Source organism: Enterococcus sp. AZ140, from assembly GCF_051714405.1.
Taxonomy (GTDB): domain Bacteria; phylum Bacillota; class Bacilli; order Lactobacillales; family Enterococcaceae; genus Enterococcus_B; species Enterococcus_B pernyi.
Window position 1 is genome coordinate 1,520,790 of the sequence record NZ_JBIORU010000001.1, and the last position, 18,703, is coordinate 1,539,492.

Here is an 18,703-nt window from a genome sequence, read left to right on the forward strand (position 1 = left end):
GACGCTATTTATTTACATAGGTTTTCTGATCATATGCATAATTTAACAACTGCTCTTCTTGCCATGTGACACCAATCCCTGATTGACCAGGAATCCTCAAATGTCCATTTGTGATTCGTGCTTTGGGTTCGACGATATCATCATAGAAATAGCGATCAAAAGCAGACAAGTCTCCTGGAAAAGTAAAGCAATCTTGACTTGCAAAATGCAGATTCATCGCTCGACCGACTCCGGATTCAAACATACCACCTAACCAAACGAGCAAATCATTTTCCTGACAAAAATCGACGATTCTTAAAGCCTCAGTGATTCCTCCGACTCTGGGAATCTTTAAATTGATTGCTCGACAACTTCCCAGTGCATGAGCTGTTTTTACGTCTTCCAGTGTTCGAATATTCTCATCAAGACAAACTGCTGTTTTGATTTCCTTTTGAAGTATGGCATGGTCAACATAGTCACGAGGGTGAAAAGGTTGTTCGATCATCGCAAGCTTCAAGGCATCCATTTTCTTGAATAACGGCAGATCGCTGATCGTATAAGCAGAATTCGCATCAGCCATCAATTGGATCTCTGGATATTGTTCACGCAACACTTGCAGTGGCACTAAGTCATTGCCAGGAGTGATTTTCAACTTGATTCGTTGGTATCCTTGATCAACATAAGTTTTTGCAGTCGCAAGTAAATCTATCGGGTTGTCATGGACACCAATACTGACACCTACGGGAATCGCTGATCGTTCGGCAGAAAACAACTTTTGTAATGGGCGCCCTATTCGACGAGCATAAAGATCCCAAACCGCTGTTTCGACCGCTGATTTTGCCATGAAATTCCCTTGCGTATGTTTGAAAGCTGACCAAATTTCTTCTGGATGTGAGAAGTCAAGTTCGAATAAACAAGGAATCAGTTCTTTTTGTAATACTGACCGACTCATATCAATCGTTTCTTCGATGTAATCTGCACGTTCAAAAGCGACCAACTCGCCGATCCCCTGATTCCCTAGCTCATCTTCCACGATCAACAAATCAAAAGCCTTTGTTTCCAATCGACTATAACTCGTTCTGAAAGGTGTCACTAAGGGTAATCGCAAACAGTACTGTTGGATGTTGACTATTTTGATGGCGTCCACTCCCTTTCCATTTCACTGATCCAAGTAGTGACAGTTGTTTCAAATAGCCTAGGCTGCTCGATGTGACAACAGTGCCCGCAATTCGCAAGGATCTGGCAACGAAAAATCTCTTTAATGTTTGTCATTTGTTTACCGATCTTTTGGAACTTCTCATCCTTTTGACCAACAAGATACAATAGTGGGCATTCGATACTCGCTAAATCTGGCCAATAATTTTTTTGCGCGCCAGTTCCCATATAGTAAAGACTTAATGCTAAACCTAGCTTATTTTGAGCAAGTCGCTCGTTTCTTACTCTGCTTTTTTGTTCCAAGGATAGCGCCTGTTGTGAAGCGAATAGTGGCAACTTCTCCCAATCATCAACAAAATCAATCAAAGGCTCTCTCAATAAACGTAAAGCAAGTTTTCGATCAGCTTTTTTACGATGGTTTCGTTGCTGTTCATCTGCAATTCCTGCAGTTCCACCTTCTAAAATGAGTCCTTTGATCCCTTGTGGTTGTTCGAGCGCCCAAGCAAGTGCTACTCGAGCGCCCATCGAGTAGCCTAATACATAAAAAGAGGGGATTTCTAATAATGAGACTAAACTCGCCAAGTCAGCTACTAGTGACGAAAGTTGGTAGCGATAAGGATGCAGGTAAACCGCTGTTTTTCCATGACCGATCAAATCGATGGCTAAGTAATTAAACTGAGGATTCTCAAACATAAAGGTTTGTGTACTACCGGTAAAGCCATGCAAACAAATAACCGTTGGCTGCTTTGGATCAGTTTGCTGTAACCAACGGTAATGGTAAGCCGCCCCACGTACAGTCTCAACTGGCATCAGTCTATTTCCTCCTGATAACGACGCTTCATCTGCTCCCATAATTGAACAGGTTCTTGTTGTTGCCCTCTGATTTCAATCATTGTCCAATCCCCTTGACTCCGGCTTTTTTCAATCGCTTGCGCAAACTCTTTCCTTGAAGTTGGTTGTATATAATGACCATTATATAAATCTGCTACTTTCTCTAATTCTAAATCAAGTGGTGTACCAAACAATGGTTCAAAATCAGTCTCTGAAAGTTGATTTTGAGGAAGAAAAGAAAAAATTCCACCACCATTGTTGTTCAATACGACTAAAGTAACAGGTAAGTGATAACGTCGAATTAGCTCCAACGCGTTCATGTCATGAAACAGCGCAAGATCGCCGATCAAGACAAACATCCGCTTGTTCCTTACCAAAGCGATTCCTGCCGCTGTAGAAATCAACCCGTCGATCCCGTTGATCCCTCGATTCCCATAGATTGGAAATGATTCTCCAGTAGGCGAAGCAAAACGATCAACAAAGCGGATCGCGTTGCTATTTGCTAAAAATAAAGCTTCCTCTGATTTTATCGCTTGCAATAACTGGCAACTAGCATTGCTTTCGCTCCATTCATCGATAGACAATTCTTTAGTGATGACTTCTCTCGCTTTTTTATAAGCTCTTTTCCATTGCGCCAACCATTCGTCAGGGGTTGGCGTAGGTATTGCATCCAAAGTTTCCAGTACTAGTTTACAGAAATCAAGCACGCTGATTTGAACAAAACTCGTTCCTAAATGTAATGGATCACGCCATTCTTCCTCATCGATCAAAACATAGTCAGAAATAGCTTCGTGATGTTTTTTTAAATAAAGCATCACATTTTTAGCTACAGGAAGATTACCAAATTGCCAAATGACTTCAGGCGTTTCAGTAACCGGTCCAGAAAAAATCAAATCTGCGTGCGGAAGATAGACATCGCTCATTTGTTGACAAGCACCTAGATTTGCTAAAGGATCGCCAATGATTGGCCATTGTAAAGCTGTTGCTAAAGTAAGTAACGCTTTTGCCTCATCAGGTGTCAATTCTTTACCGACGATCATCAACCCTTTTTTTGATAGCCAAGGAACAAGCTCCGGTACTTGCTTCGACACAATTTGAGTAACCAGTTTTTTTGGATGAAAAGATCCATCAAGAGAAAAAGTTAAATCAGGCAATAATGGCTCTCTAAAAGGCAAATTGATCTGAATAGGGCCAGCAGGCACGCGTGTTGCTTCATAGGCACTATTGGCACCATGCCAGTAGCTATACCGTATCATTTCCGAACTGGCTTCAGGAAGTGCTAATTCAATAAACTTTTTGATATGCGAACCAAATAACTTTTGTTGGTCCATCGTTTGTTGCGAACCAACGCCACGTGCTTCTGGTGGACGATCTGCTGTTAGCAATAGTAAAGGAATGTTTGTTGCTTTTGCTTCACAAACCGCTGGAAAGAAGTTCGCTGCGGCAGTACCAGACGTACAAAGAACCCCGACTGGTTGTTTCAATGCTTTTGCCATACCTAATGCAAAGAATGCCGCCGATCGCTCATCAACATTGACTGTTGTATTGATCTCTGGGTCTCTATGAAGTAACAAGGCAAGTGGGGTCGATCGTGAACCAGGACTGATCACGACATTTTTAAGCCCGCCTTCTTTCATTCCTTTGATGAATGCCAATAAATAAGCGGTCATCTCTTGTTGTCTCGTCATCCTTTCACTCCTCTAAGCATTGGTTGGAATTTCAGCAATGTTTCTTGGCGTTCTGCCTCAGGATCAGAATCCGCAACAATGCCACAACCTGCATATAATATTCCTTCGGTTTCAGTCAAGATGCCTGAGCGGATGCCTACAGCAAACTCACCGACATCCTCGATCGGGTCCACCCACCCGATTGGTGCCCCGTATAACCCTCTACCGAAAGGTTCATGATCTTTGATCCATTGCAACGCCAATCCTTGAGGTTCACCACCTAAAGCCGGTGAAGGATGGATCAGTTCAACCGCATCGATCAATGAGACTCCCTGTTTACGTTCTCCAGAGAAAGTCATCGCTAAATGTTGAATATCACGGTTTTTCAATAACCGACGGGAAGAAACAGCGACATCCCCTGCGACAATATTTGCTAATTGATCCTCTAATCGTTGCGCAACAATTCCGTGTTCTTGTGTATTTTTAGAGTCTTTTAAAAGTTCTTTACCGATTTCATCGTCTTCTTGCATAGTAGATCCTCTAGGTGCCGAACCTGCTATCCCAGCAGTCATAAAATGACTTTTCGTTCCTTGAATCAATCGTTCTGGAGTTGCACCAATGAAAGCAAGTTGATCCGATGCTAAAAGAAATAAATAAGTCTGTGGTTGTTGTTCAGCTAAACGATGAAGAATTTGAGTGAGCGACTGGAAAGATCCGTGTATTGCCAATTGTCTTGCTAAGACGACCTTTTTAAGCGAAGTAGCTTTGTGTATGATTTCCTTGCGCGCATCATCTACATTGTATAGAAAAGTTGGAACTGCCAGCTCTTCGGACGACACAAGAACATTTGCTGATTGTTCTTGTTCTTTGCCATCTAACAATTCACTCACAAGACTATCTAAATACGAAAAATCTTTTAAAAGACTCCTGGTTGTTGCCGCTTCTTTTCTGATTGTCAAAACAACTTGAGTCTTTGAACCTATTCGCTTGAAAAGAATACTTGGTAGAATGAAATAGCCAGATTCAAGCTCACTCCAAATCTTTTCTTTTAAGTTGTTTGGATCAAAGGGAAAGCCTCCAAAAAGCAAAGGTCTACCCTTCTGGCTTGATACGTTTAAAAAACTTTTAGAAAACTCAAGAGAAAATCCTCTGATAGCACTGGGCATATCATCCTGTTGTCCATCAAATAAATTTTCTCCTATTCCTAATAGCTCACAATCCTCATCAGGAGGACACCAATAAAAGCGATCTCCTTTAGATGGGACAAGAGGTAAGAGTTTTTTTACCGTTTGTTCACCAAGCTCGTAGCTATAAGTAAAATAAAGATGATTTTTTAAAAGCTGATCATCGATTGAGCTATCTAATTTGATATTCAATGTAATTCACTCTTTCTTCTGTCATTAAAAGACGTTTGATTGGTTTTCCAGTCGCCGTTTTAGGAATTTCCGAGACACAGTAGATTTTAGTTGGATGCTTGTAACGTGCTAATGGCGCTAGTAGCTCAGTGATTTCTCTATCAGTAAGTGGTTCATCTAATCGCACATAAGCAACAGGTGTTTGTCCCCATGTTTCATCCCAAGCCCCTACGACAGCGACCTCCGCAATTTTATTGCAAGTTAAAAGTACTCGCTCGATTTCAACTGGGAAAATATTTTCTCCCCCCGAAATGATGCGTTCACTCATGCGACTGACAATATAAAGATAATCCTCTTCATCAAGGTACCCCCAATCGCCAGTGTGAAACCAGCCATCCTCTGTCCAAGAATCCGGATTGACGCTATTCAAATAGTGGTCGGTGATCGATGGTCCTTTGACTAAAATCTCTCCCATTTGATCTGACTTCTTATCTTTTTGAATACGGATCGATACCTCAGACAAAGCTTTACCAGAAGAACCGGTTTTTGCTTCGAATGACTCTGGAGAAAGGGCGACGATCTGTGAACAGGTTTCTGTCATGCCATAAGAAAGCATCACAGGCACCTGTTTTTCCATACATGCTTGCATGACTCGTCCTTCTCCCGGCCCTCCCCCTAATAATACTTTTTTGAATGAGGGAGCATAACCACTTTCTGGGATCAATGGTTCAAGGTCTTTCAACATTTTGCTGACCAAAGAAATATAGTTGCCACTTCCATTTGCTAAAAGTTGATGGACTTGTTGAGGAGAGAATCCCTGCAACAGAATCACTTGGATGCCTAAAGCAAGTGAGCGTAATAAAATAGACAAGCCACTAATGTGATAGAGTGGCACACAGCAGATCCAGCTATCTGAACGATCTACTTCTAAACTTAGCGCAGTCGCTTGGCTACTCGCATAGTGATTGGCAAATGTTTGCGGTACGCCCTTCGGTTTACCTGTCGTTCCAGACGTATACATGATTGACGCGATCGCCTTTTCTCCGTACCCTTCATCAAACCAATCCTTCGGCTGTAGGACGTGTAATTCCGAAGGATCGGGAAATGAATACCAAGTGATGCGCTCGTTGACTGCTAATTTATTGGCAGAAATAAGAGTGGATGTCCCAGCATCTGCCATCTGTTCACTGATCTCATTCGTCGTCAAGCGTGAATTGACAAACTGGATTTCTTTTCCTAACTCCCATAATGCCAAGATCGATAAATAGGCATCTAAATCATTTTCACAATACAAGGCAACTCGTTCACTCGCTTTGGGTAATATTCGATGATAATACTCTGCAAAACTTTGAACGTGTGATGTCAGCTCGCGAAAAGACAAATGATGATCGTTCCACTGACAGGCTGGTGCATCTGGATGAAGCATTGCTTGTTTTTGCAACCAGCTATTAGGTTGAGGTTTAAGGGAACTTAGGAAATTGGTCAAAATCAGGTTCTCTTTTTTCTTTAAATGCGTCACGTCCTTCTTGTGCTTCATCCATGGTGTAATATAAAAGCGTCGCATCCCCTGCCAATTGTTGGATACCTGCTAAGCCATCTGTATCTGCGTTCATTGCCGCTTTGATCATTCGTAGAGCTAGTGGGCTTTTCTTCAACATCTCTTCTGCCCACTCGATCGTCACATCTTCTACTTGTTCGAGCGGTACGACCGTATTGATCCAATTCATTGCCAACGCTTCTTCAGCACTATACTGCTTCGTCATGAACCAAACTTCTTTCGCTTTTTTATGCCCTACGACACGAGCCAAGTAACCCGAACCATAGCCACCATCGAAGCTCCCAACGTTAGGCCCTGTTTGACCGAATTTCGCATTTTCGGCTGCGATTGTGATATCACACACAAGTTGTAAGACATTTCCACCACCGATCGACCAACCTTTTACCATCGCAATCACTGGCTTAGGAATGACTCGGATCAATCGTTGCAAATCTAGTACATTCAGACGCGGAATTTGGTCTTCACCAACATACCCACCATTTCCTCGAACTTTCTGATCGCCACCTGAACAAAATGCTTTGTCACCAGCTCCTGTCAAAATGATAACACCGATATCTTGACGATCACGACTGATTGTAAAAGCTTCGATCATCTCAAAGACTGTTTTTGGTGTAAAAGCATTATGAACCTCTGGACGATTGATTGTTATCTTAGCAATCTTCCCATATTGTTCAAATAAGATTTCGTCGTATTCCTTGATCGTTTTCCATTCTCTCATTTCTATCTCCTCCTAAAATTCATTAAATTTATTATACACAAGTTTTAAGCATTTAATGATAATTTCTTTATAAATTACTGTACAAAGAATATTGAATGAGTTAAGCGCAAGAAAAGCTTTATAATCTAACTTTCAAATAAATGATTTTAGATTTTTTCAGTGAATTTATTGTTTCTATTTTTCATTGTAATTGATTACTTCAAATATCTTCTCTTATTAGTCCCTGGCTATATTCATAATCTAGCATATACCCAATACGTAATTTTTTTGCTTTTACCATCCATACTCATAATAAACAATTGCTACGCAAGCAAATGAATGTTTTCAAAATCCTCTATTTCGTTTACTATTTTAGTCGCTATTTCCTAGATAGACATACTTTCACAGCAGTACAGCTCTTTTATATAAATAATGAAGAGGTTGATTCTGTTCTCGCCGCTTATTCAGTTTCAGGTGGTATGAGAGGGCTAATATATCTCTCTCCAAAAAGTTTAATAGACAATAGGCTAACCGGTTATTTTGACAGAATTTTTCTAATAGACGAGAGGAGACACCGGTTGCTTCAAAAATAATTTCAGGCGTTTCTGGCAGTACGGTGATTTCTTCAAGTAACTGGCGGAACTCTTCTTGATTATGACAGACTTTCCCTTCTGTTAGACATTGTTGATTATGATAAAGTACTTTGTAACTTTTACCTTTAGATACGTCAAAAGCAAAAATAAAGGTCATGCGACTTCTCCTTTATTATTTGATTGAACATCCTTCACTCATTCATTTCGATTCGACTTTTCTTTACACGGACTCGAGGTCCATTAGAGTATGTTCGAGCTTCCCTTAACTCTCACTATACTTGAATAAGAGAAATAGTGATTATCGATGTAGTTTCAAAGGCAAATCTTTCGAAAACAAGTAAAAAAACGAAAATTTATTTTCAAATTTTCGTTTTTTTACTTGTTTCTGTTAGTTTTCGGCTTTTCTCAAAACTGTGCGTAATTATTATATCAATTAGATTTCAATGCCAGTAACCCAGTATGAAGTAACGATTCCATTAGCAGTTGAACCAATAGCCAACCAAGTATAACCTTCACTAATTGACTGTCTTACAAAGGCATGCCCATTCTTTTGTACGAGTATTTTGTCATATTCGAACGTTTCCCCCAGATCCACGCGACGTAGTATTGGCAGACTAGTTGGATTGGTTACATTGTCACTTGAAGGTCCTCGTAAGTTGATCCCTCCTGAAATAGCGACAGTCACCTCGCCTTTTCGTTCAATCCATTCATTATCAGATGATGCTTCTGCTACTAATGATCCTGAAACCCATCCGTTACCATCCACTTCATACCAGTGTCTGATACCATTCACTAACTCCCCGTTGATCGTCACTCGTGCAGAATGGAAAACTTGACTTCTAGTTAATTGACGTAAGATTGCTGATCGTGTGTTTGGCTCTTGGCGTACATTTAAAACATCTGCTGCTACGACCATTTCTTTATTCCAATCATGCATGATATAGTCCGGTTCTGGAACGCTGCCATCCCCACCATTAAGGATATCTCTGACAGCATCCATATTTGTCCCTGGACAAATATTTGATGCATGTCCACTAAACTCATTATGGCCTAAGACGTTTTCAACGGATAAACCAAATCGTTCCATTGCGGCTTTCGCACGCTGATTGAAAGCTTCTTCTTGAGCTTCCGTAAATGAACCATTTCCTACTAAACAGATATGATAAGTTGGTGTATTGTGCCCACCAACACCATTAGTTACATCTTCATCAAAGTAGCACCATTGTACAGTTCCGTCACGTAAGATAATCTCATGATAACCGCCAGTTCCCCAGCCTAGTTCTCCATTCCAATATTGTTGAAAGATAAAAACATCTCCTGTTTCAGTTGCTGAATGGTGACGTGCAATGTTTTTGACCACTGAAACGTCTCGTTTCGCATTAGTTGGTCCTAAAATCCGTGAATCTCCTCGTAAATCCTCAATTTTGATTGTCATAGTAATCTTCCCTTCTCTGATTTTATTATTTTACAAAATCATTTTCTCATTAAATTTTGATATTTTATTTATTGTTGTATTGTTTTTGTTTGATTATAATATGAACAATGAAACAAACTTTATTATCGTTTAGGAATGGTCAAAGTATATTCTGGAAAAGAAACATCAACTGTTTGTCCACTGATCATATTTCCGTTTGGTTCATTCGTCCGTCTTAACATCGGAAATACTTTTTTTCCTGCATGTTTTTGAATGTCAAGTGTGCCGTCCAAACCAAACCGTAGACCAGTTGGTAAGCCGTAAGCAACATTCACATCGTCTCGTATAATGCCTGCTGACCGACAACGACCAACTTCTACAGATGGATTATCGGCATCTATCCAAAAAACATAGCCTAGATCTAAAAAGGCTGCTCCATTTTGTGGTATTAACCATCCTGCTATCCGAAACATACCTAAAGATAGCTCATTGAATATTTCTAATTTTCCTCGATAGTTTCCGACTGCCTTGGGTGGACTAGCTAAAATAATTTCATCATGTGTCAAGTCCTCAGCAGCACCTAAGCGATCACGAATCATCATCATGTTAATACCCGGACAGATAGTTGAAGAGTGTCCAATGAACTCATTGTGCCCCAAAACATCCTTCACTGATAGGTCAAAACGTTTCATCGCCGCTTTTGCTCGCGTATCAAATGCTTTTTCTTGTTCTTGAGTGAACGAGCCATTTCCAACAAGACAAATATGGTAGGTTGCTGTGTTATGTCCCCCAACACCATTTGTTATATCTTCATCAAAGTAACACCATTGTACCGTGCCATCTCTTAGGATAATCTCATGATAGCCGCCAGTTCCCCACCCCAATGTGTTCTTCCAATAGTGTTGAAACGCCCATACATCTCCTGTGGTTGTTGCCGAATGATGACGCGCAATTTTAGTTATTTCTGATGCCTCTCGTTTGGCATTGGTCGGTCCTAAAATACGTCCATCTCCTCGTAGATCCTCCAGTTTTATCTTCCTCACCTCCTTTACTGGTAAAAGAAACTTGGGACGATCAATTGCTTTTATTAGACTCCTGTAGTTTCATTACATGATCTCCTAGATCAAATAATCCACCTGCGGCCAAACCAGCAATCGCTCCTGCCCATAAATAAAGAATGAGATCCTGTGGAACGAATGAGAAGGAATACAGCCCACTAAGCAAAATTCCAGTAATCACGTTGCTGATAGGCAAAAGTTTACTGCGCCCTATTTGTCCTTTCACCAGTTCTGTCACACCGACGACCAGTGGTGTGATAATACTTGAAATCGTTAAGATTTCGGTCAACTTACCTCACCTCCTTTCCAATTTGTTTGAAAATAGATTTGATTTGTTCTTCAATAATTGATAGACGATTGCCATACTCGATTTGGCTTTTTTCTACTCGAACAATAGTATTTTCTAATTTTCCCAATGTATGATCGAGCTTTGTAAACATTGCATAGAATTTTGCTACGCCTACAATCAACGTTCCACCAAGTGTTATGACAGCCATCCATTCACCAATTGATACTTCCGCCATTCTCTACCTCCGTTATCTTTGACGTTTTTGTTTCTGTGAGAATATTTGTATCTTTCATCATTTGATTCTTCTTTCGTTTCATATAGTGACTTAAGTTGATTGCTCTATTTTCTTTATTCCACTATATGTGCCATGTTCATCCTGAAAATGTAGATACACCTATCTATCACCTGTTATTACATAGAAAAACAAATACTTATTATTTTCTGCCATTTCCTAAGCTTACATTCATACTAGCATCAAAGAAGAGGATGGAACCGCCAATCATCTGCCAAAAAAACGCCAAATTATTTATACGCAATCAGTTTTCCAGTCTTATATGCTTCAGCAAATTCAATCAATGCTTCTGCTTTTTTTCTCTGAATCGTTCTTTCGGAATAACCGATTTCAAGACTAATCTTATAATTCGAAAAACTTTCAGGAACAAAGTAAGAATAATAAAGGATCATTCGATTCGTTAGACTCAAAACCATCAAAGCATTTAAGATTGCATTTCTTTCTGCTTCAATCGCTATCATTTGCATAGATGCCCTTTCTGAAGATAGATCAGAAAGAGTTGCTTTTAAGCTATTGATTCTATGAGGAGATTCAATGTCGACTGTGACACGTCCTACCATCCGATCAAGTTTACGAAAATTTTTTAAGACTTCTCTCATATTGCATCTTGTTTGTTTCATATCTATTCTTTTGGGGTACATCAAAAAAAATCACTCCTTTAAAAAATCATCTTTTAGATCTACTGATATAAAGTATTTGGCTTCTACTAGTCAAACCACAAACTAAATTGCACAGAGTTTTCATTTTATTTCTTTTCCAACTCATATAAAAATAGACGTTTCCTAAGGTATGAAGTATTTTTTTTCATACTATACTTAAACTAAAGATTGTTCGAATTAGTCAATCATTAAATCTTCATAACCAATATCATTGGATACACAATACTTTTCTATTTCTTTTCGTGTGTTTTTAGGATGATTGACCTGTTTGACCGGATTTTTGAGATTACGTAATCCAGATTACATTTTTACTCCTCTTTTCCAACGTGGTTTTTCCTTCAATTACCTCATTAATGCTTCTATGCCTTCATAATCTGGTTGGATAAACCGAAGATTTGTAGGTCCGAGTTTTTTTTTTTTTTCAAGACCGACAGTTCAATGGCATTCTTACTCACTCCTTAATAAAAATTAAATGTGTCCGCTTATATTAGTACCCATTACAAGGACGCTAAAATGTTGAAAGACCATCGTTTGGTTTAAATGATTTTATTCGTCACATCAATTAATAGGTCATATGCTGTTCATCAATTTTAAGTGGTTATCTTGATGTTTATCACATGAATCACTAAAGATTATTTTGGTTTAATCCACGTGAAATATAACTTAAAGTTGATTTGTTACCGAAAAATATATAGTCATCGGAAATACCATAAATTTCCGAAAATTTCTTTGCTAAAGAAATCGGCACATCAGTGGCATCATCCTCGTACTCAGCAAGCTGTTCTTTAGTAAGATTTAGACCATAACTATTTTGCAGAATGTCAATTACTTCAGTCTGATTCAAATCTGAATTTACTCTTGCTGCTTTCAAAGATATTTGCAACATATAAAACACCTCCTATTTATATATTTTAATATAACTTAAAGTTATAGTAAATAATTTTATATAACTATGTATAACTTAATGTTGATTTAGACCAGTTTCTGGTATATTATTGGAGTAAGAATTCGGAGGATTATTATGGATAAAAATATTATTGGACAGAAGATTAGTGAACTAAGGCATAAACAACAAATGACGCAAGAAGAATTGGCAATAAAAGTCGGTGTTAGCAAGCAAACTATTTCTAATTGGGAAACTGGATTAAAAACACCTCGTATGGGTGCTATTCAAAAAATTGCTGAGTTATTTCATGTGACAAAAGGTTATATTATTGAAGGTGAGGAAGAAAATTCTCGTCGTCTACTCTCTATCTTTGAAAAACTTGATAGCGAAAGACAACAGTCAGTCATCTCTTTTGCAGGAAAAAAATTAGAAGAACAACAGTTAGAAACAAAGCTTGATAATGAAGAACTTCTCAAAGAAATTGATGAATTCGTAGAAGAATATGGATTCGAGGCCTTTGAAAATTTACATAAAGTAATTACCAGTAAAAGGCAAAAAGAACAAAATAAAAATATCAGCTAAATCCCTTTCCCCCTTTTTAAACGAACGGTTACAATTTTAGAATAATAATAATATAATTGTTATATAACCGTATATATAGGGGGTGTTTTTTTTCTGATTGCCTAAAAAAAATAATTTTTCAAAAGAAATAGTTGATTTTGAAAAAAGACTTCATCATAAAAAGGCAGGAGTAGAAAAAGAAAAAGCATTGGTTAAAGGGATAATTGGTGGCTATACGCCTAATGAAATAAAAGAAATCCGGAAATTAATGAAAAAACTAAAAAAAGCAGACCATTATTTGTTTTTATGAACTTTGGCATTTTTTCTGGTAAAAGATTTAGAACGAGTGTTTCATTCAAACTAAATGATTAAATTTTAACTGACAGTTCTTCCATTCATCAGTAAAAGTATTTTTAATTGAATACCCTAATAGTTCGCAAACAGTGTTTGAATGATAAAAATAGAGTTTAATTATGACAGTAGCAATAAAGAATAAGAAATAAGGAGTAACAGGATGAATTTATTAGATCATCTAGGGATTGAAACGTGTATTGTTTCACCTAAAGAAGTCCAATTGACTTTAGCAATTGACGAAAAGCATCACCAACCTTATGGCTATTTGCATGGAGGAATTAATGCTGTATTGATCGAAACGGCTTGTAGCATTGGGGCTAACGAATATTTACAAGCCCCCCACTTTGCTGTAGGTATCGATCTGCAAGTCCAACATTTGAATAAAGCCTCTACAGGTAACTTGAGAGTGGTTGCACAACCTGAAAAAATCGGGAAAAATATTCATTTTTGGCAGGCAACGATTTATTTAGATAATGATTTAAAAATCGCTACAGGGCAATGCACCTTGATGGTCAATTAGCTTTTATAAATAGTTTCTATAAATATCGAGTCAGCATGAATCAAAAAATACACCCTTCGTTCCATTTCATAATTGTTTTTATTGATTGATGTCCACTATTTCGACCCATTTTATCTTTGAACGATTCATTATAAATTTAGGTTTATCTAACTTTCTTTTTCAACTTTGTTAACTTTTATACAAAATTAATGTATAATGAGAATAGTTGGAAATAAATGTATAGTAGGAAGTGGATAAATGAAACACGGTAGAAATATAATTTGGACATACATTAAAATAGTATTTGCTTTAACTATTTTAGCTATCAGTATCAACATGTTTTTAGGTCCGCATCACATTGCAGCTGGTGGCGTAAGTGGACTTGGTATTTTACTTGAGTCAGCTTTAGGTTTGAACCGAGCAACAGTTATACTAGTTTTGAATATCATCATGTTGATCTTGGCCTTGATTTTTTTAGGCAAGAAACCTTTCTTTAAAGTATTATTTGGTAGTTTAGTCTTCCCAGCGATCATTGAGATCGTCCCAGAGTATATGATCACGCCTGATCGTCTCTTATCAGTCATTTTCGGTAGTGCGATCTTTGCTTTGGGTGTAGCTATCTTATACAAAAATAATTCATCTAGTGGCGGTACCACGATCCCTCCCCTTATCTTCAAAAAATACTTCAATTTAAGTACTTCCATTGGACTTTTGATGACCGATGCTGTCGTTGTTTCCTTAACCTTATTTGTTTTTGGATTTGATGAATTTCTCTATGCGATTCTGTCGATCGTAATTACATCCATCGTGATGAATTACATTGAAACAGGAACAAATCGTCAAAAATCGATCATGGTTCTAAGCGAGAATCATCTTTTAGAAATCCATACACGTTTAAGTCAGGAGATTGGACGTGGGTTCACGATCCTAGAAGCTAGAGGCGGTTATAGTAATCTATCAAAAGAAGTGTTGTTGATGGTTGTCACTGACCAAGAATTTTCTAAAGTCAAACCGATAATTGAAGAAATCGATCCGAATGCTTTTGTCATCGTCAATAGTGTAGCAGAAGTCATGGGTAGTGGATTTACGTACCATCCGATCGAATGATGTCGCAATTAAAATGAACGGACCTATTCCTATAAAAAAGTCTACTCTTGATTTTTATAGCTCTTTGTCAATAAGGACTGATGAGTTGCGAAAAATTAAATCTGGGTCAGAATGAACCACATTCTGGCTCAGATTTTTTGTTATCTAACTTTGATTAATTGATTGGTCAAAAAGATTCTAATTTTCATGTTCTCAAATGATCTAAATCCGTAGGATACTCGTTTCATCGTTTTTATGTGGGTATTCTTTGCTTCTATTTTTCCATTGGAGTAAGGATAAATCATCGCATTGGCGATGCCTTCTTCGTAGGTCAGTAGGTTTTGAAGTTTCTCACGAAAGCCGTCATCTAACGTTTCGGGAAGTTCTGCCAATAAGGAGAAAAACAAGTCAGGGTCTTTGTCTCGAAAAGCTTCAACTAATTCATGGAAAAAGGGATACGCCTCCTTTAGGGGCTTAGAAAAGCTAAGCAATCGATCAATCATCATTGCTTCAGTAAGAAATGGGTATTTAGGTGCTCGGAAACTTTTCCATGTTTTATACTCATAGTGATTAATGTTTGCACGATTTTTTAGCAGAAAGCGCCAGTTCTTTTTCAGTTTTTCTGCATGGCTTTTCTGTCCTGCTTTACGCAGTTCATTCATTTCACGGATACGCAACTCATTGAAAGCTTGATTCATGTGTTTGACAATATGGAACCGATCAATCACTACTTTCGCATTTGGCAGAACGCGTTTGGTGAGCTGGAAGTAGGCGGCGTTCATGTCTGTGACTAAGAATTTTACTTCTTCTGGATTGGTGCAGCCCAAGAAATAGTTTGTTAATCGAGGTAATTTACGAGTAGGTAAGATATTAATTAAATTACCTGTTTCTCCATCTGCGCAAATAAAGCTCATTTTATCTTCTATGGAAGCGTGCGAACGAAATTCATCAACCATCAATACTTTGGGGAGAATCCTCTTAGTGGGCTTTGGTAAATAGCTTTTAAACTCTTTCAATATACGAATAACGGTAGTCAAAGATACCTGACAGCTTTTCGCAATAAAAGATAAAGAGACTTTTTCAGTCAGTAAAGAAGCAATTTTATATCTGACATGATCCGCAATTGAATGTCTTGGGCGTACAAAATAGCTTTGAGCAGTCCAATGGGTTCGACAGTTTTTACAGGTATAGCGTTGCTTTTTTAAGCGCATAACCATTGGCATATGATTGTATTGTTCAAAGCGGACAATGATTTCTTTCTTCCCATTTTTCACCACAATTGCTTTCCCATTTCCATCTACCACAGTAGAACCACAACTTCTACAGGCACAAGGATCAGGTGAGAGAATGGCATTAATGACCAATGTCTTTTCCTTATGAAAGATCTCGTAAGAGATCTCAGTAATCATCAAATCTTTATCTATTAATCTCAGCATTTTTTTGATAGAATCATTCATATAGCATATCGTCCTCTCAGTTGTTTATTTTGTGGTGATTTAATCATACTAGAGAACGATATGTTTTTTTATACCTAAAATGAAAATGGGACTGAAGAATCCATTTTGATTCATCAGTCTCATAAATTATAGAGCCATTTTTATTCATAAACCAAGAGTAGACTTTTTTTCAAAGCAAGTTAGTTGCTCTACCTAATTAAATTGTGTACAATTTAATTGTATCAAATATAAAAAGAGGAGTGATTTTTAATGAAAAAAATGTATTCAACAAAAATGATCAATACTGGCGGACGTTCTGGGGAAGTACACAGTCCAGATCACTCATTCGAGCTTAACATTGCAGCTCCAGGTAAACGTGTAGAAGATGCAACAAATCCGGAACAATTGTTTGCCGCTGGCTTTAGTGCATGTTTCAATAGCGCATTAGACTTGATCAAAACACAAAAAAATATTGACGGTGCATCAACAATCAGCGCTCAAGTGTCTCTATACGCAGAAAGTGAAATGAGTTTTGTGTTAGGCGTTGAGATCGAAGGTTCAGTTGAAGGTTTATCAATCGAAGAAACACAAGAATTACTAGAAGCTGCACATAAAGTTTGTCCTTATTCAAAAGCAACAGCTGGCAATATTGAAGTTACTTTGACAGCCGTAGAGAACTAGATTTTTTTAGAAAAAACAAGTATGCTATGAAGTAGCACATTAGGAGGTGGTCTATTTTGGAGGAGTTATTATTAAAAAATCAATTATGCTTTCCCTTATACGCCACCTCTAAAGAAATTACTCGTTACTATGCGCCTTTGTTGAAGCCACTGGATCTCACGTATACGCAATATCTTGTTCTACTTGTTTTATGGGAGAGAAAACAAATCACGATGAAAGAGTTGGGACAGATATTATGTTTAGATTCAGGAACTTTGACACCTGTCGTAAAGAAATTAGCTAGCAAGCAGTATATCACTCGGAAAAGGGATGATTCCGATGAGCGGGTGTCCATCCTCTCTTTAACAGAAGACGGGCAAGCATTGCAAGATCAAGCAAAAGATATCCCTGAAAAAATCCTTGATTTTCTACCTTTAGAGGAAGAAGAATTAGCAATGCTCCTCTATTTGACGAAAAAAATGCTAAAAAACTTTAATAAAGAACAACATGCTCGGTAAGCTAATTACCGAGTTTTTTTGTCTGCTGGTTTATATTTATAATAGTGAATAATCGTATTGTTAGAAATTTTTCTTAATTCGTCTTAATATAGAATTAAACAAAGGAGGTTATTATAATGTGTACATCTATTACTTACACAACAAACGATCATTATTTTGGACGTAATTTGGATTTAGAGATTTCTTATAATGAACAGGTGACGATCACTCCCAGAAATTTCCCTTTTGTTTATCGGAAAGTCCCAAAACAAACATCGCACTATGCAATCATTGGTATGGCAGCAGTTGTAGATAACTACCCCCTCTATTATGATGCAACAAATGAAAAAGGTTTGAGTATGGCTGGTTTGAATTTCCCTGGAAATGCCCATTTTTTTGACGAAGATGCCGAAAAGACCAATATCACACCATTTGAATTTATTCCTTGGATACTGAGTCAATGTAAAAATGTGGAAGAAGCTCGTGCATTACTAGCAGATATCAATTTAGTCAACATCAATTTTAGTGAAGAACTACCTTTATCTCCCCTACACTGGCTATTAGCAGATCAAGAAAAATCCATTGTCATTGAATCCGTTGCCGAAGGATTAAAGATTTATGACAACCCAATTGGTGTATTGACGAATAATCCGACTTTTGATTATCAATTATTCAATTTGAATAACTATCGATCAGTGTCGCCAACTACGCCTAAAAATCATTTCTCAGATCAACTTGATTTGTCGGTCTATTCTCGTGGGATGGGCGGCTTAGGTTTGCCTGGGGATCTATCTTCTGCCTCTCGTTTTGTCAAAGTGGCTTTTACAAAATTGAATTCGGTTAAAGCAACGACTGAACAGGAAAGCGTTAGTCAATTCTTCCATATCCTAAAATCTGTTGAACAACAAAAAGGCCTTTGTGATGTCGGCAATGGTCAATTTGAATATACGATCTATTCTTCTTGCTGTAACATGGATAAAGGAATCTATTACTACACGACTTACACAAATAGCCAAATCAATGCAGTCGATATGACGAAAGAAGATTTAGATAGTACAGAATTACTTACCTATCCATTGATTGAAGAAGAACAAGTCCACTATGTTAACTGATTATTAATCATTTTCTACGTAAAAATGCCTTGAAACATTCCGTTTCAAGGCGTTTTTACCTATTA

The 18,703-nt window shown here is 37.8% G+C and carries 21 protein-coding genes; 7 read left to right on the top strand and 14 right to left on the bottom strand.

The window, feature by feature from the left end; all coding sequences use genetic code 11:
• Positions 1-4 precede the first annotated feature (4 nt).
• From menC to IGJ39_RS07140, 13 genes are all read right to left on the bottom strand, one after another.
• Positions 5-1,117: an o-succinylbenzoate synthase gene (menC, locus tag IGJ39_RS07080; protein ID WP_195339289.1), complete on the bottom strand. Its 1,113-nt coding sequence runs from the start codon at positions 1,115-1,117 to the stop codon at positions 5-7.
• Positions 1,108-1,944 (bottom strand): 2-succinyl-6-hydroxy-2,4-cyclohexadiene-1-carboxylate synthase, encoded by an 837-nt coding sequence (menH, locus tag IGJ39_RS07085; RefSeq protein ID WP_195339284.1) that lies wholly within the window; start codon positions 1,942-1,944, stop codon positions 1,108-1,110. The genes menC and menH overlap by 10 nt, the downstream gene beginning before the upstream one ends.
• Positions 1,944-3,653, bottom strand: coding sequence for a 2-succinyl-5-enolpyruvyl-6-hydroxy-3-cyclohexene-1-carboxylic-acid synthase (menD, locus tag IGJ39_RS07090; protein ID WP_195339285.1), 1,710 nt, complete (start codon positions 3,651-3,653; stop codon positions 1,944-1,946). The genes menH and menD overlap by 1 nt, the downstream gene beginning before the upstream one ends.
• Positions 3,650-5,008 carry an isochorismate synthase gene (locus tag IGJ39_RS07095; RefSeq protein WP_229048893.1) on the bottom strand — a complete coding sequence of 453 codons (1,359 nt, stop codon included), beginning with the start codon at positions 5,006-5,008 and terminating at the stop codon, positions 3,650-3,652. The genes menD and IGJ39_RS07095 overlap by 4 nt, the downstream gene beginning before the upstream one ends.
• Positions 4,989-6,473, bottom strand: coding sequence for an o-succinylbenzoate--CoA ligase (gene menE / locus IGJ39_RS07100; protein WP_195339291.1), 1,485 nt, complete (start codon positions 6,471-6,473; stop codon positions 4,989-4,991). The genes IGJ39_RS07095 and menE overlap by 20 nt, the downstream gene beginning before the upstream one ends.
• Entirely contained in the window at positions 6,448-7,263 is an 816-nt protein-coding gene (gene menB, locus IGJ39_RS07105) for a 1,4-dihydroxy-2-naphthoyl-CoA synthase (protein ID WP_010735416.1), read from the bottom strand. The genes menE and menB overlap by 26 nt, the downstream gene beginning before the upstream one ends.
• 381 nt (positions 7,264-7,644) lie before the next feature.
• On the bottom strand, positions 7,645-7,992 hold the full coding sequence (locus IGJ39_RS07110) for a transposase (RefSeq protein WP_195339286.1): 348 nt from the start codon (positions 7,990-7,992) through the stop codon (positions 7,645-7,647).
• Positions 7,993-8,268: 276 nt separating this feature from the next.
• Positions 8,269-9,270, bottom strand: coding sequence for an N-acetylmuramoyl-L-alanine amidase (locus tag IGJ39_RS07115; protein ID WP_195339287.1), 1,002 nt, complete (start codon positions 9,268-9,270; stop codon positions 8,269-8,271).
• 122 nt (positions 9,271-9,392) lie between these two features.
• Entirely contained in the window at positions 9,393-10,292 is a 900-nt protein-coding gene (locus tag IGJ39_RS07120; RefSeq protein WP_272019733.1) for a peptidoglycan recognition protein family protein, read from the bottom strand.
• A 31-nt stretch (positions 10,293-10,323) separates the two neighbouring features.
• Positions 10,324-10,596, bottom strand: a complete 273-nt coding sequence (locus IGJ39_RS07125; RefSeq protein WP_066025026.1) for a holin — start codon at positions 10,594-10,596, stop codon at positions 10,324-10,326.
• A gap of 1 nt (position 10,597) precedes the next feature.
• Entirely contained in the window at positions 10,598-10,831 is a 234-nt protein-coding gene (locus IGJ39_RS07130; protein WP_104776874.1) for a hypothetical protein, read from the bottom strand.
• A 287-nt stretch (positions 10,832-11,118) separates the two neighbouring features.
• On the bottom strand, positions 11,119-11,532 hold the full coding sequence (locus IGJ39_RS07135; protein WP_195339288.1) for an ArpU family phage packaging/lysis transcriptional regulator: 414 nt from the start codon (positions 11,530-11,532) through the stop codon (positions 11,119-11,121).
• Positions 11,533-12,172: 640 nt separating this feature from the next.
• Positions 12,173-12,433 (bottom strand): helix-turn-helix domain-containing protein, encoded by a 261-nt coding sequence (locus tag IGJ39_RS07140; protein ID WP_066025029.1) that lies wholly within the window; start codon positions 12,431-12,433, stop codon positions 12,173-12,175.
• A gap of 135 nt (positions 12,434-12,568) precedes the next feature.
• Between IGJ39_RS07140 and IGJ39_RS07145 the strand changes: the two genes are divergently transcribed.
• The 4 genes from IGJ39_RS07145 to IGJ39_RS07160 all read left to right on the top strand — a co-directional run bounded on the left by IGJ39_RS07145 (position 12,569) and on the right by IGJ39_RS07160 (position 14,954).
• Positions 12,569-13,015, top strand: a complete 447-nt coding sequence (locus IGJ39_RS07145) for a helix-turn-helix domain-containing protein (protein WP_010735409.1) — start codon at positions 12,569-12,571, stop codon at positions 13,013-13,015.
• 97 nt (positions 13,016-13,112) lie between these two features.
• Entirely contained in the window at positions 13,113-13,304 is a 192-nt protein-coding gene (locus IGJ39_RS07150) for a hypothetical protein (protein ID WP_104776877.1), read from the top strand.
• Between the two features lie 204 nt (positions 13,305-13,508).
• Positions 13,509-13,868, top strand: a complete 360-nt coding sequence (locus IGJ39_RS07155) for a PaaI family thioesterase (protein WP_010735408.1) — start codon at positions 13,509-13,511, stop codon at positions 13,866-13,868.
• A 237-nt stretch (positions 13,869-14,105) separates the two neighbouring features.
• Complete coding sequence (locus IGJ39_RS07160) at positions 14,106-14,954, top strand: YitT family protein (protein WP_023519705.1); 849 nt, start codon at positions 14,106-14,108, stop codon at positions 14,952-14,954.
• A gap of 140 nt (positions 14,955-15,094) precedes the next feature.
• On the opposite strand, the gene IGJ39_RS07165 is transcribed toward IGJ39_RS07160, so the two are convergent.
• Positions 15,095-16,390: an ISL3 family transposase gene (locus tag IGJ39_RS07165; RefSeq protein WP_438764370.1), complete on the bottom strand. Its 1,296-nt coding sequence runs from the start codon at positions 16,388-16,390 to the stop codon at positions 15,095-15,097.
• Positions 16,391-16,639: 249 nt separating this feature from the next.
• Between IGJ39_RS07165 and IGJ39_RS07170 the strand changes: the two genes are divergently transcribed.
• From IGJ39_RS07170 to bsh, 3 genes are all read left to right on the top strand, one after another.
• Positions 16,640-17,050, top strand: a complete 411-nt coding sequence (locus IGJ39_RS07170) for an organic hydroperoxide resistance protein (protein WP_010735406.1) — start codon at positions 16,640-16,642, stop codon at positions 17,048-17,050.
• A gap of 56 nt (positions 17,051-17,106) precedes the next feature.
• Complete coding sequence (locus tag IGJ39_RS07175) at positions 17,107-17,547, top strand: MarR family winged helix-turn-helix transcriptional regulator (protein ID WP_066025034.1); 441 nt, start codon at positions 17,107-17,109, stop codon at positions 17,545-17,547.
• A gap of 116 nt (positions 17,548-17,663) precedes the next feature.
• The gene (bsh, locus tag IGJ39_RS07180; RefSeq protein WP_195339611.1) at positions 17,664-18,638 is read left to right on the top strand and encodes a choloylglycine hydrolase; all 975 of its coding nucleotides are present in this window, start codon (positions 17,664-17,666) and stop codon (positions 18,636-18,638) included.
• The last annotated feature ends 65 nt before the right edge of the window (positions 18,639-18,703 follow it).

Coding starts and splice junctions, on each gene's coding strand:
- menH (WP_195339284.1), bottom strand. CDS start 1,944: ATGCCAGTTGAGACTGTACGTGGGGCGGCTTACCATTACCGTTGGTTA.
- menD (WP_195339285.1), bottom strand. CDS start 3,653: ATGACGAGACAACAAGAGATGACCGCTTATTTATTGGCATTCATCAAA.
- menB (WP_010735416.1), bottom strand. CDS start 7,263: ATGAGAGAATGGAAAACGATCAAGGAATACGACGAAATCTTATTTGAA.
- IGJ39_RS07110 (WP_195339286.1), bottom strand. CDS start 7,992: ATGACCTTTATTTTTGCTTTTGACGTATCTAAAGGTAAAAGTTACAAA.
- IGJ39_RS07115 (WP_195339287.1), bottom strand. CDS start 9,270: ATGACAATCAAAATTGAGGATTTACGAGGAGATTCACGGATTTTAGGA.
- IGJ39_RS07130 (WP_104776874.1), bottom strand. CDS start 10,831: ATGGCGGAAGTATCAATTGGTGAATGGATGGCTGTCATAACACTTGGT.
- IGJ39_RS07140 (WP_066025029.1), bottom strand. CDS start 12,433: ATGTTGCAAATATCTTTGAAAGCAGCAAGAGTAAATTCAGATTTGAAT.
- IGJ39_RS07145 (WP_010735409.1), top strand. CDS start 12,569: ATGGATAAAAATATTATTGGACAGAAGATTAGTGAACTAAGGCATAAA.
- IGJ39_RS07155 (WP_010735408.1), top strand. CDS start 13,509: ATGAATTTATTAGATCATCTAGGGATTGAAACGTGTATTGTTTCACCT.
- IGJ39_RS07160 (WP_023519705.1), top strand. CDS start 14,106: ATGAAACACGGTAGAAATATAATTTGGACATACATTAAAATAGTATTT.
- IGJ39_RS07165 (WP_438764370.1), bottom strand. CDS start 16,390: ATGAATGATTCTATCAAAAAAATGCTGAGATTAATAGATAAAGATTTG.
- IGJ39_RS07170 (WP_010735406.1), top strand. CDS start 16,640: ATGAAAAAAATGTATTCAACAAAAATGATCAATACTGGCGGACGTTCT.
- bsh (WP_195339611.1), top strand. CDS start 17,664: ATGTGTACATCTATTACTTACACAACAAACGATCATTATTTTGGACGT.